Genomic DNA, 12,782 nt, shown 5'->3' with positions numbered 1-12,782 from the left:
ATCAAAAGAGATAGCATGTAATTTTTAATCGATTCGAAAGAATTTTTTATGGATAGCCGCTATCTCAAAAGCCTGATCGCCGTCATCGACAGCGGCTCCATTGCCGATGCCGCACGCGCCGAAGGCCTGACGGCGGCGGCCGTGAGCCAGCGCATCCAGGCGCTGGAACGTTCGCTCGGCTTCGCACTGCTGTCGCGCGCCGGCCATGCCGCCCGCGCCACCGAGGCCTGCCTGGCGCTGCTGCCGCGGGCGCGCCGCATCGTGCACGAAGTCGCCTTGCTGGCCGGCGACGCCGACGACGAAGGCTTGACCGGCACGCTGCGCGTCGGCGCCATTTCAACCGCGCTCACGGGCCTGCTGCCGGCCGCCCTGCGCATGCTGACGCAACAGGCGCCCGGCATGCGCCCGAGCATCGTCCCCGGCACCTCGCGCTCGCTTTACCAGGCCCTGCTGGCCGGCGAGATCGACGCCGCCATCCTGGTGGCGCCGCCGTTCGAATTGCCCAAGACCCTGCGCGCGTGCACGCTGCGCCGCGAGGAATTGATCCTGCTGGCGCGGCGCAAGCTGCGCGGCGACGCCGCCACGCTGCTGCGCACCCAGCCCTATATCCGATACGACCCGTCGGCCTGGGGCGGCCGCCCCGCCCAGCGCTACCTCGATGACCAAGGCCTGCAACCGGCGCTGCTATGCGACCTCGATGCCCTGGAAACCATCGCCATGCTGGTGGCCGATGGCGTCGGCATAAGCCTGGTGCCGCGCTGGAGCGGCCTGGAAAAACTCGCCGCCGGCTGCCGCATGGCAGCGGTCGAAGGCGAAGGCCATGCGCGCTACTCGCGCGACATCGTGCTGCTCATGCCCGCCCAGGGCGAACGTCCCAATATGCTGAAAATGTTGTCGCAGGCCATTCCGTCGGCCGAACCGGCCTGAAATTCAATAGCAATTCAATAGCAATTCGATAGCAAGAGGCGGAGTGCGCCGGCCCGGCAACCGGCCCACACTGGGCATTAATGCCGTTCAGTTAAGCCGAAATTTCCCTGTCGCCCTGACGAAGGTCAGGGTCCAGCGTCGCGTCATTCGTCATTCAACGGCCAATTCAACGGCCATTGAGGCGCAACGAAAGACACTGGATCCCGGCCTTCGCCGGGATGACGATTCACTGATGGAAGGCTTAACTGAACAGCATGACACACTGAGCATATTCATCGACCAGGATTTGCCATGCCCACCAACCCTACTCCCCTGTTTCCTCCCTTACCGCTGGAAGCCCCCGATGCCGGCGCGAACCTGCAGCAGCGCATCGCCGCACAAGCATGGAACGACATCGTCGCCGCGCTGCATGCCGATGGCTGCGCCTTGATTCCCGCCCTGCTGGATGCGCAGGAAGCGCTGCGGCTGGCGGCCCTCTACGACGACGACAGCCTGTTCCGCTCGCGCATCGCAATGGCGCGCCACAACTTCGGGCGGGGCGAATACAAATACTTCCGCTACCCGCTGCCGGCGCCGGTACAGGCGCTGCGCAGCGCCTTCTATCCGCACCTGGCGCCGCTGGCCAACCACTGGAACGCCCTGATGGATATCGGCGTGCGCTATCCCGCCACGCACGCCGAATTCGTGCGCCGCTGCAACGAAGCCGGGCAGGTACGCCCGACGCCATTGCTGCTGCGCTACGAGGCCGGCGACTATAACTGCCTGCATCAGGATTTGTATGGAGAACACATGTTTCCGCTGCAGGTGGCGATCCTGCTGTCGGAACCGGGGCGCGATTTCAGCGGCGGCGAATTCGTGCTGACCGAACAGCGCCCGCGCATGCAGTCGCGCCCGCAAGTCGTGCCGCTGCGCCAGGGCGACGCGGTGGTGTTCGCGGTCAGCCAGCGTCCGGTGCCAGGCGCGCGCGGGCCAGGGCATGTCTACCGGGTCAACTTGCGCCATGGCGTGTCGCGCCTGCGCAGCGGGCGGCGGCATACGCTGGGCATCATCTTCCACGACGCCGCATAGCGCTTCAATCCGGCGGGATATTCAGCGCGGCTTGGCCATCGCCTGGACGGCCGGCTCCAGGCGGGCGCGCTGCTGGATGCGCGCCTTGCGCTTGCGCACCCAGATCACCACGCCGGTCACCGACAGCATCGCCACCAGCGCGCCCATGAAGGAAATCAGGATGCGCCCCGGCAGGCCGAGAATGCGGCCGGAATGCAAGGGGAATTGCGCCTGCAGGAAGATGTCGCCGGCGCTGCCGTTGCCCGGCACGCGGCCGCCGGCGTAAGCGCCGGTATTGGAATCGAAATACAGCCAGGCATTGCCCAGGCCGCCGTCGCCATGATCGTTGCCGGCCTGGAAAAAGCCCACGCCATACACGCCGAACATCGAGGAATAGAACACGCCGCCGACCGGCTCGGCCAGGCCCTGCTTGCTTCCTTCCTGCCGGCCCAGCGCGACCGCCTGTTCACGCGAGATGCGGGGTTCGACCGCCTTTTCCGGCGCCACCGGGGTACGCGTATCGAAGGGGCCGGGCGTCAGGGTCGAGACGGTTTGCAGGATGGGACGCATGACCTGGCGCTCCAGGTTCATCGACACCGACGTCACCGCCAGCACCAGCAGCAATGCCCATACCCACACGCCGCCGGAGCGGTGCAGGTCGAAATTGAGCTTGTGGCCGCCGTCGCGCCAACGGAAGGCGAACGATTTGCGCCAGCTGCGCCAATTGGGAAAGGACAGGTAGAGCGCGATGAAGCAATCCAGCGTCCATACGATGCCGATGATCCCCATGAGCCAGACGCCGGTTTCGATGCCGCCCATGTCGGGCAGGTGCATCGTGTAGTGCAGCTTGTACAGGAACGGCAGCAGGTTCTCGCGCGACAGCGACACCGCTCCCCACATGCGGCGGCCCTGGATCTCGGCGGTAACGGGATCGACCGCGATCTGGTTATAGTCCAGCGCATAAGGCTTCCCGCTAGCGGGATCGATGCGCGGCTCGACCATCATGCCGATGGTGTGTCCGGGCTCGCCTTGGGTCAGCACATAGGTCACCCGCAGCCTGGGCTCGGCCTGCTCCACCAGGTTGGCCAGTTCCAGCCCGCCTTTGGGAGCGCCGGCGCCGGGCTGGCCGGCGCTGTTGGCCTGGAACAGGCCGGGATTGAGCCAGGCATCGAGCTCATGATCCCAGGAGATAACCGCGCCGGTGGCGCCGGAAATGAAAAGAAAGACCGCGGCGGCAAGGCCGAACCAGCGGTGGATGATGACGAACAGTGCGCGCATTGCTGTTTTACCTGGCTACTTTGGGTTTTGTCGGCTGGCTTGAATGATCTTCGGCGCTACGCCGATATCGCTTTGGAACGGCAACCTCTACAAGCACAAGCGACAGCCTTCCGGAGAGAACGGGAAGGCTGTCGATAATTGAGAACGAGAATTGCTTCTTTTTCGATATTTTACTACCTACGCACCTGCGATCAGAAAATCAGAAGATCAGAAAATCAGAAGATCAGAAGATCAGAAGTCCACCTTGGCGCTCACGCTGAAGGTGCGCGGATCGCCTGGCTTGATGTAGTTCTCCCACTGGTATTGCCAGTAGCGCTTGTCCAGCAGGTTGTTGACCGCGGCCCGGAACGTGGTGTCGTACTTGCCGATGCGGGTGGTGTAGCTGGCGCCAAGGTTGAACAACGCATAGCCGGGCGCCTTGAGGTCGTTGGCCGCGCGCAGCATGGTATTGCCGGTGTACTTGGCGTCGGCCATCAGTTTCAGGCCGGCCAGTTGCGGCACCAGGTAGGACAGCTGCGCGGTCGCCACCATGTCCGGCGCGCCGGCCACGCGGTTGCCGGTGTAGGCCGAGCCCTTGCTGTACTTGGAATCGAGGAACATCAGGCTGCTGCCCAGTTGCCACTGCGAACCCAGCTTCAGTGCGCCGCCCAGCTCCAGGCCCTGGTAGTCGGATTGGCCATCCTGCACCAGCGCGCCGCCGGAATCGGTGTATTCCGCCGCCCGCTCGATACGGAACAGCGCCGCCGTGGCGCTCCAGAGGCGCTGGTCGGTCTTCACGCCCACTTCATATTGCTTGCTCATGAGCGGCTTGAGTTGCTGGCCGTAGTTGGTGTTGGTCGTGGCGGGCGTGCCGCCCTGCTCCAGCGACTCCACATAGCTGCCATAGACCGTGGTGTTCGGTTCAGGCTTGAACATCAGGGCCACCGTCGGGGTCAGCGCCGACTTGTCGTAACGGGCGGTCCGGGCGCCGGTGGCGTCGAAGCTGTCCTGCTGGAACTCGTTATAGCGGGCGCCCGCCAGCAGCGACCAGCGGTCGGAGAACTTCAGGGTATCGCTGGCGAACACCGCCTGCTGGGTAATGATGCCGGCGTGGTAGGTCTGCAGGTCGGTAGAACTGTCATGCGCATTGGTGTTTTGCGTGTACAGGTTGCCGCTGCCGATCTGCTGGTAGTACTGCGCGACCGAATAATTGTTGACCTGCTTTTGCCAGGATGCGCCGAGCACCAGCTGGTGCTCCAGGAAACCGGTTTTCACATTGCCTTCCAGCATGGCCTGCCATTGGTCGAAGACGTGGCCTTCGCGCGAATCGGAGCGCCAGTCGGCGTAATTGCCGGCGGCATCGGTCAGGCTTGCGATGCCTTCGTTGCGGAAGCGCTTGGAGGTGCTGTGGCTATAGCTGAGGTTGGCTTTCCAGTCCGGCGTGATGCGATAAGTCAGGCCGGTCTGGTACAACTGGAAATTGGTGTCGATATGCTGGCCGGGGCCTACCAGGTTGCGGTTGCCGCCGCTGATGACGGCCGGCAAACCGCCGCCGGCCAGGCCGGTTGTGACGATCGACGGCGTCTGGTCTTTCCCGTTGCTGTTCTGCCAGATCGCCTGGAAATCCCAGGTCAGGTCGCGCGTAAGCCGCGCATCCAGTGCCAGCGATACCGAATCGCGCTTGAGATGCCCCTCGTTGAAGGTCTCGCCCTGGTCATGCGTGGCATTGAGGCGATAACCGAACATCTGGTCATTGCCGAAGCGCCCGCCCAGGTCGACGTGCTCGCTCCAGAGGTTGTTGCTGGTATAGCCCACGCTGACGCTGCGTACCGGCGTGTCGGTCGGCTTCTTGCTGATGTAGTTGATCAGGCCGCCCGGCGAACCGAAGCCATACATGAAGCCGGACGAACCCTTGAGCAGGTCGATGCGCTCGAAATGGTCGTAAGGCAGCGTGATGGCGTAGCTGAGGAAAGGCTTGCCGTCGATGCGGAAGGAATTCTGCCAGTCGGCCGGCAAGCCGCGGATGGAGATGTAGGACGCCCAGGAGCTATAGCCGCCGCTGCTGTCGCTGACCGATGCATCGTTGAAAAACACGTCGCCCAGCTTGAGGATCTGCCGGTCGGCCAGTTCGTCGGCAGTGATGCTGGTGAGGGAGAACGGCGTATCCAAGATGGAACGCGAGCCCAGCGCGCCGCTGCTCGACTGGATCTGCAAGTGCTGCGTACCTTGGCCTTCGCCGCTGCCGGTGACGGTCACCGTGGGCAGGTTGGCGCCCTGGGCGTCTACGGCCTGGGAATCTGCGGCTGGCGCCTGCTGCTCAGCCGAGGCCGGTGCGGCCTGGGCCGCAGCCGGCATGCTTGCCAATGCCGGCGCCCCGGCCAGGGTCATATAAACAAGCGCCTTGCGCAGCGCGCGGATCATGACGCGCGGCCGCGTCGGAATCGGATGATGGCGGTTCAAGTTTTACCTTTTCAACAATTTAATATAAATACAAATGGTAATTGTTCGTATTTATATTAAATAAAACTAGTAAAAAAGGGAACAAGACTTACAAAGTTTGATCGTTGCCGGCGCGCTTCGATAGCGCCTTGGCAAGCTGCCGACGCCCAGGAGAGAGGCCAGTAAAGAGCCCAGGAAGGAAGAAAAAACGGCGGAACCGCCAGTGCACAGCCAGAGAAAACGCGACTGCCGCCGATCCCGCATGTGGCTCCGCTTGCGCCGGAACCACCGGAACCACCGGAATCAGCGTGACCTCAGGCGGCGGCCGCGATTTTCCTGAGGATGTCCCGTAGTTGGGCGATGTCGTAAGGCTTGGGCAGGGAGTGGGAGGCGAAGCCGACATTGCGCGCCACCGCCGCGCCGTAACCGGAGGCAAAGATGATGGACATGCCGGGAAAACGCGATAGCGCGTCCCGGGCCAGGTCGACGCCGGAGATGCCGGGCAGGTTGACGTCGGTAAACAGCACATCGAACGCCTGCTCCTCCAGCGCCTGTTGCGCTTCTTCCCCGGTGGCCACGCCGTGCGCCGCATGGCCAAGCGTTTCGAGCAATTCGCAGATCAGTTCCTGCGAATCGATGTTGTCCTCCACCACCAGCAAGCGCAGGCGCGGCGGCTGGCCGCCGTCATTCCCGGCCGGCCCATGCTGCGGCGACGCGCCGGCGGCATCCGCGGCTTTCCTGCGCTGGCGTTCGGCCACCGGCAAGACATGGATCGTGGCCGAGCCCGGCGCCTCATCCGCAATGTCGCCGCCCCGATCGCCGCGCATCGCCTGCATGCGATGCGCCCGCCTGGACAGCATGTGACGGATGCGCTGCGCCAGCTGGTTGAGGCGGTAAGGCTTGGAAAGCAGCTCGACCCCGGCATCCAGCCGCCCTTCATGCACGATGGCGTCGCGCGGATAGCCGGAAGTAAACAGGATCTCTATGCCCGGCAACAACTGGCGGGCCTGGCGCGCCAGCTCGGTGGCCGGGACGCTGCCCGGCATCACCACATCGGTAAACAGCATGTCGATCGGGACGCCGCTCCGGACGATGGCCAGCGCGCGCTCGCCATTGTCGGCCTTGAGCACGCGATACCCCAGCGAGGACAGCGTATCGGTCACGGTCAATTGCAGGCTGGGGTCGTCTTCCACCACCAGGATGGTTTCGTCGCCGCCATGCACCTCCATTTCGCGGATGTCGTCGACGGCGGCCTCCGCCTCCCGCGAACGCGGGAAACAGATGCGGATCGTGGTGCCCCGGCCCGCTTCGCTCTGGATACTGATATGGCCCTTGCTCTGCTTGACGAAACCGTAGGCCATGGACAAGCCGAGCCCGGTCCCCTCGCCTTCCTTCTTGGTGGTGAAGAACGGTTCGAAGGCGCGCTCGCGCACTTCCGGCGACATGCCGCAACCGTTGTCGGAAATCGACAGCTCCACGTAGTCGCCCGGCTCCAGATCGGCTTGCGCCAGGAAATGCGGATCGGACAAGCGCACGTTGCCCATCTGCAGCGTCAGGCGCCCGCCGTCAGGCATGGCGTCGCGCGCGTTGATGGCGGTGTTGATGATCAGATTCTCGACCTGATTGGGGTCGAGCATGGCGTTCCACAGGTCGCTTGCGACAATCGTGGAGATCTCGATGGTTTCGCCTACCGCGCGGTGCAGCAGGTCATCCATGTCATGCAGCACGCGCTTCAAGTTGATGCTGCGCGGCTGCAGCGGCTGCCGGCGCGCGAACGCCAGCAACTGCGACGACAGCTTGGCGCCGCGGTCGACCGCATCGATGGCGATCTTCACGCGTTGGCGACTCTTCTCTTCCAGCGCCGCAGCGGACTGCAGCAATTGCAGGTTGCCGCCGATGATCTGCAGCACGTTGTTGAAGTCGTGCGCCACGCCGCCGGTCAATTGGCCTACCGCTTCCATTTTCTGCATCTGGCTCAATGCGGCCTCGGCCCGGCTGCGCTCCAGGATTTCCTCGACCACGCGCTGCTCCAGCGTATCGTTGAGTTCGCGCAACGCTTCTTCTGCGCGGCGGCGCTCGGTGATGTCGGTGGATACCGCGATCATGGCCTGCGGCCGGCCTTTCGCATCGACGATGCGACTGATGTTGCTCGACACCCAGAAAGACGAACCGTCCGGGCGCACATAGCGCTTTTCCAGCGTGAAGGATTTGCCGTCCCCGATGCAGCGGTTGAACATCGACATGTTGACCGGCACATCGTCCGGATGCGTCACGTCGGCCAGCGTCATGCGCAGCAATTCCTCCTCGCTGCGGCACAACATGCGGCACAGGGCATCGTTGACCCGCAGGTAGCGTCCCTGCAGGTCGAGTTCGGAAAAGCATACCGACGCCTGGTTGAAAATCGCGGTCAGGCGGTTCTCGCTCGACAGCAGCGCCTGTATCCCGCGGCGGCGTTCGGTGAGGTCGACCAGGGTGCACAACACGCCTTCGACAGCGGCGCCGTCTGCCGCAAAAATCGGCACATAGGAAAAATCGAACCAGGCATCGACCGCGTCTTCCGGCCGCACCACGTGCTGCTCTTCCAGTGTTTGCGTGCGGCCGGCGAAGCATGCCTCGATCGCGGCCAGATGCGCTGCGCGGAGTTGCGGCCAAAACGGCGCCTCATCCAGGCGCGCGCCGAACACGCCGGGATGCTGGCTGCCGATACAGGCCGCGAAAGAATCGTTGTAGAGGATATTGCGCGCGTCGCCCCAGATCAGCAGGGCCGGCGATGGAGAATGCAGGGCGATGTTCAGGGATGCCCGCAGCGCCACCGGCCAATGCGCCGGATCGCCCAACGCATTGTCCGTCCAGTCGGACGCGGAAACGATCTTGCCGGCCTGACCGCCACCGCGCAACCAAGAAATTTCTGCCATGTCGTGAAAACGTATAAGGCCCACTATGTCGTCCGGGTATGGCGGCATCTGCGCCATGCACGGAGGCAAGGCACTTAACGGTTATATGATGACGCCAAGCGCGCAACGCATTACTGCGCCTGGCAAAGAACCTGCATGGGATCCGCCGGTCCGTTGCGGCCGGGATCGGCAATGTCCCCTTTTGCTGCCAAGAGTCCTGAGGGCATCCGCCATCAGGACATGCGCCCTCGTCAGCGTCCCTTCTTTTTTTGCGCGCGCTCTTCCCGCAAGATGCGATTGAGTTCGGCCAGTTCGTTGACCGTTTCGGGAGTCAGGATCACCGGTTCATTGGCATGGTAGGCGCGCCCGCCCAGGCGTCCGTTCATGCCGATATAGGCGCGCGCGCATTGGCGACGGTAAGCCAGGATGTCTTCTTCGCCGTGCAATGGCTGCCCGGATGAATCGCCCGGGGCGCCGGCCGGTGCGCTGCGGATCTCTTCCTCGCATTCGTCCGGCGTTTTTTGCGGATCGGCCGCGTGGCTTCCGATATGGTTCCGGTATGCATCCCAATCGCCTTGCTGGATGGAGATATTCTTGTCGGTCGGATGAGCGGAATCGGACTTGTCCATGACATTTCCCCTGTCAAATTTCCAAAGCTAGCAATCCTTGTTCCTCGCGCTTCCTAAGGCGCGTTCCGGCTTCGCATCGGCGCGCTGCAACTTGCGCCTCCTGTGGCGGGAAAAATGTGCCGGACGTTGGAAACTGCAATCGATTTTTCTTTATATTTCATCGACAACATGGTTTTCACTCCCTGATGTCCAGGTGCAAATACATGCGATGTTTCGCAAATGCCAGCCAGTTCATTTTAGCCAAACCACATGGATCCGGCAGATTTTGTTTGTGAAAAACGAGAGCTTGTATTGCCCATGAACATCATCGCCGCCATTGCCAGCACGCCATGGAAACGCCGTGCCCGGCGCGGCCCTCCTGGGCCCGGACTCCTCCTAAAAAAACAGCGGCAAAGACGCGCCGCGCAACCCTTACCGGACATGCAACACGCCTGGCGCAACCTGTTTTCATGTGCGCTTCCAGACGGGTTTGACGATCATAGGCGGTCGCCATGATGAGCCGTATCGGACGCCATCGTATTTATTTGTAGGACAAAGCGAAAGCCGCCGTATAACGGCGATACTGTCCGGATCGGCAACGTCGTCGGCGAACCTGCGCGGCTTGCTGGCACTGCCGCCTGCGCCTCGGCCGGAAGGCTCAGGCCGCCCTGGCCTGTTGCAGGTTGTCGTCGCGGCTGCAATTGCGGAAGCGGCGGATCAACGCATTGGTCGAACTGTCATGATGCAGCGGCTGGCGATGGTCCAGCAACTGGGATGCCGTACGCTTGGCCAGCGCCTTGCCCAGTTCGACACCCCACTGGTCGAAGGAGTCGATGTTCCAGATCACGCCTTGGGTAAACACGCTGTGTTCATACAACGCCACCAGCGTACCCAGGCTGTACGGCGTGAGCTGCTCGACCAGCATGCTGTTGCTGGGCCGGTTGCCGTCGAATACCCGATGCGGCACCAGTTCTTCCGGCGTGCCCTCCCCGCGCACCTGGGCAGCGCTCTTGCCGAAGGCCAGGGCCTCGGCCTGCGCAAACATGTTCGCCATCAGCAGTTCATGCCGCTCGCCGCCCTGTTCCAGCGGCTTCCAAAAGCCGATGAAGTCGCATGGCACCAGCTGTGTGCCCTGGTGCAGCATCTGGTAGAACGAGTGCTGGCCGTTGATGCCGTTGTCGCCCCAATAGATCGGCGAGGTCGGGTAATCGACAGTCTCGCCGTTGACGGTGACGTGCTTGCCGTTGCTCTCCATGGTCAGTTGCTGCAGATAGGCCGGCAGGCGCTTGAGGTATTGGCTGTATGGCAGCACCGCCTGGCTGGCGGCGTGGAAAAAGTTGGTGTACCAGACCGTGAGCATGCCCAGGATCACCGGCAGGTTCCTCTCCGGCGGCGCGCTGCGGAAATGCTCGTCCATGGCATGGAAACCGCGCAGCATCTGGCGGAAATTTTCCGGGCCGATGGCGATCATGGTCGACAGGCCGATGGCACTGGCCATCGAATAACGTCCGCCCACCCAATCCCAGAAACCGAACATGTTTTCAGGATCGATGCCGAACTGCGCGGCTTGCCCGGTGTTGGTGGTCACGCCGACGAAATGGCGCGACACGGCCCTTTCGTCGCCCAACTGGGCAACCAGCCAATCGCGCGCGGCGCGGGCGTTGGCGATGGTTTCGAGCGTGGTGAAGGTTTTCGAACAGACGATGAACAGCGTTTGCTCGGCCGGCAACGCACGCACGGTTTCCAGCAACGCGGCGCCATCCACGTCCGACAGGAAATGCATGCCGATATCGCGCTTGCCATAATAGCGCAACGCTTCATGCGCCATCATCGGGCCGAGGTCGGAACCGCCGATGCCGATGTTGACCACATGGCGGATCGGGCGGCCGGTATGCCCCAGCCATTGGCCCGAACGCACCCGGCCCGCGAAATCCTCCATGCGGCCCAGCACCTCTTGCACCTGCGCCACCACATCCTCGCCATCGACGATCAGCCGCGATCCCGGCGGCTTGCGCAAGGCCGTATGCAATGCCGGCCGTCCTTCGGTGCTGTTGATCCTCTCGCCACGGAACATGGCATCGATGCGATCTTGCAGGCCGCACTGGCGGGCCAATTGCATCAGCAGCGCCATGGTTTCGGCGGTGACCAGGTTCTTCGAGTAATCGAGGTAGATGCCGACGTCTTCGACCACCATGCTCTCGCCGCGTTTTGCATCGGCGGCGAACAGGCGTTCAAGCTGGAAGTGGCGTGCGCGGTCGCGGTAATGCTCGTCGAGCGCGGCCCAGGCGCTTTTTTCGGTCAACGGTTCACGCTGGGCATAGAGAAAGAGAGGCAACTGGATGTCGCTGGCGGGCAAAGTCGTCATGAGTCCTGCTCCTTGTTCCTGGTGTGCTGGGCGGGGGCGGGCATGGCATCGCTGCACGCCTGATAGTGCAACGCACCAACGATGGCCCAGGCAAGGCTCTTGTCTATCCGAGCCGCTTGCCCGTACATCGCCCCGATCTGGCCAAATGCTTGCTGGATAAGGATTCCAGCATGTTGGCATGGCATGCGAGACAGAGCCACAGGGTAACGGCGCAACTTATGCGCTGCGATAGGACTGCTCCGCTTTTCCCTGTAGGAAAAATGGAAATTGCCGCAATGCAGCTACGCATTGCGGCAATTCGATTGGCGCCTGATTACGGGATGAGTACGGGAATGACGAAAGGAAGGAATGAAGGAAAGGAAGGCTATGCCGCCATGCGGGCGGACTTCAGTCGACTTCTCGCTGCCGGGGACGGCGATGGTCGCCCTTGATCTTGAAGAATTCTTCCCGCCACCACAGCCGGTAGGCCAAATAGGCGCCGAACGCGCAACCGGCCACCAGGACATAGAGCGCATACCAGCTCAGTATGAGCACCCCGTACGACAAGATTTGATCCATGATCCCCATTGCGCTTCTCCCCGCTCGCTTCAGCTTGCGCCGCGCGCGCCAACCTGCCGTCAACCCGTCCTAGCAAATGCCTGCGCGCAGCCCGGGAGCAACGCATCCGGGGGCAGGTCCATCAGAAAATACCGACGACGGTCAATGACCCAATCCGCTGCGCCGCCAGACATACGCGCCGAATGCGCAACTCGCGATAAGCACATACACGGCATACCACAGCAAGGCTTGCGCACCGTAGCTCATCAAAAGGTCGATGATTTTCATATTGTCTCCACCGGATATTCTTTGCCGACGCGCCCAGCTCGCGCAGCTTATTGTTCAGTCTTATGCAGGCCCGCCTATGCCGCAGCCTTCAGAAATGCACCGGATTGTTGCACTTGGCCTGCTGCCATCCGCACCCGTTATCCACGGGCAATCCCGCGCAGTGACTGAACTTAAGTTCATCTTGCTCTTGCCATTTTACGAAGTAAAGCGGCACTTATTTCGCGCAGCAGCAATTTCCGCCTGTCATCAATAAAAAGCCATCCGGCAACGCTTGCCGGTTTGACTTTTCTCTTTCGGAAGATGGGGAGCCGACGGATTCGGCGCATGCCGATGCGTCGGCCAAATGGCATTTTGCAATGCAATACGAAAACCCCGGTGGCCGTCGCCATTTGGCGACGGCCATTCTAAAAAGCATCGCAA

At 62.4% G+C, this 12,782-nt stretch carries 9 protein-coding genes; 2 read left to right on the top strand and 7 right to left on the bottom strand.

The window, feature by feature from the left end:
- Positions 1–48: 48 nt before the first annotated feature.
- Both FB597_RS04665 and FB597_RS04660 read left to right on the top strand, forming a co-directional pair.
- Positions 49–927, top strand: a complete 879-nt coding sequence (locus FB597_RS04665; protein ID WP_141916898.1) for a LysR substrate-binding domain-containing protein — start codon at positions 49–51, stop codon at positions 925–927.
- Between the two features lie 291 nt (positions 928–1,218).
- Positions 1,219–1,995, top strand: a complete 777-nt coding sequence (locus FB597_RS04660; protein ID WP_141916896.1) for a 2OG-Fe(II) oxygenase — start codon at positions 1,219–1,221, stop codon at positions 1,993–1,995.
- Between the two features lie 21 nt (positions 1,996–2,016).
- Here FB597_RS04660 and FB597_RS04655 read toward each other — a convergent pair whose 3' ends face one another.
- The 7 genes from FB597_RS04655 to FB597_RS20435 form a co-directional block, all read right to left on the bottom strand.
- The gene (locus FB597_RS04655; protein ID WP_141916895.1) at positions 2,017–3,252 is read right to left on the bottom strand and encodes a PepSY domain-containing protein; all 1,236 of its coding nucleotides are present in this window, start codon (positions 3,250–3,252) and stop codon (positions 2,017–2,019) included.
- A gap of 231 nt (positions 3,253–3,483) precedes the next feature.
- Complete coding sequence (locus FB597_RS04650; protein WP_255517070.1) at positions 3,484–5,619, bottom strand: TonB-dependent siderophore receptor; 2,136 nt, start codon at positions 5,617–5,619, stop codon at positions 3,484–3,486.
- 365 nt (positions 5,620–5,984) lie between these two features.
- Complete coding sequence (locus FB597_RS04645) at positions 5,985–8,585, bottom strand: response regulator (protein WP_141916893.1); 2,601 nt, start codon at positions 8,583–8,585, stop codon at positions 5,985–5,987.
- 230 nt (positions 8,586–8,815) lie between these two features.
- On the bottom strand, positions 8,816–9,193 hold the full coding sequence (locus FB597_RS04640) for a hypothetical protein (protein ID WP_141916891.1): 378 nt from the start codon (positions 9,191–9,193) through the stop codon (positions 8,816–8,818).
- A gap of 637 nt (positions 9,194–9,830) precedes the next feature.
- Positions 9,831–11,537: a glucose-6-phosphate isomerase gene (gene pgi / locus FB597_RS04635; protein WP_141916890.1), complete on the bottom strand. Its 1,707-nt coding sequence runs from the start codon at positions 11,535–11,537 to the stop codon at positions 9,831–9,833.
- 387 nt (positions 11,538–11,924) lie between these two features.
- The gene (locus FB597_RS04630) at positions 11,925–12,095 is read right to left on the bottom strand and encodes a hypothetical protein (protein WP_183405875.1); all 171 of its coding nucleotides are present in this window, start codon (positions 12,093–12,095) and stop codon (positions 11,925–11,927) included.
- A gap of 141 nt (positions 12,096–12,236) precedes the next feature.
- Positions 12,237–12,362: a hypothetical protein gene (locus FB597_RS20435; RefSeq protein ID WP_255464056.1), complete on the bottom strand. Its 126-nt coding sequence runs from the start codon at positions 12,360–12,362 to the stop codon at positions 12,237–12,239.
- Positions 12,363–12,782 lie beyond the last annotated feature (420 nt).

This window comes from Herbaspirillum sp. SJZ099, assembly GCF_007828355.1.
Classification (GTDB): Bacteria; Pseudomonadota; Gammaproteobacteria; order Burkholderiales; family Burkholderiaceae_D; genus Herbaspirillum.
The sequence above is the reverse complement of the archived record's forward strand: the minus strand, read 5'-3'. Positions and strand labels throughout refer to the sequence as shown.

Coding starts and splice junctions, on each gene's coding strand:
- FB597_RS04665 (WP_141916898.1), top strand. CDS start 49: ATGGATAGCCGCTATCTCAAAAGCCTGATCGCCGTCATCGACAGCGGC.
- FB597_RS04660 (WP_141916896.1), top strand. CDS start 1,219: ATGCCCACCAACCCTACTCCCCTGTTTCCTCCCTTACCGCTGGAAGCC.
- FB597_RS04655 (WP_141916895.1), bottom strand. CDS start 3,252: ATGCGCGCACTGTTCGTCATCATCCACCGCTGGTTCGGCCTTGCCGCC.
- FB597_RS04650 (WP_255517070.1), bottom strand. CDS start 5,619: ATGACCCTGGCCGGGGCGCCGGCATTGGCAAGCATGCCGGCTGCGGCC.
- FB597_RS04645 (WP_141916893.1), bottom strand. CDS start 8,585: ATGGCAGAAATTTCTTGGTTGCGCGGTGGCGGTCAGGCCGGCAAGATC.
- FB597_RS04640 (WP_141916891.1), bottom strand. CDS start 9,193: ATGGACAAGTCCGATTCCGCTCATCCGACCGACAAGAATATCTCCATC.
- pgi (WP_141916890.1), bottom strand. CDS start 11,537: ATGACGACTTTGCCCGCCAGCGACATCCAGTTGCCTCTCTTTCTCTAT.
- FB597_RS04630 (WP_183405875.1), bottom strand. CDS start 12,095: ATGGATCAAATCTTGTCGTACGGGGTGCTCATACTGAGCTGGTATGCG.
- FB597_RS20435 (WP_255464056.1), bottom strand. CDS start 12,362: ATGAAAATCATCGACCTTTTGATGAGCTACGGTGCGCAAGCCTTGCTG.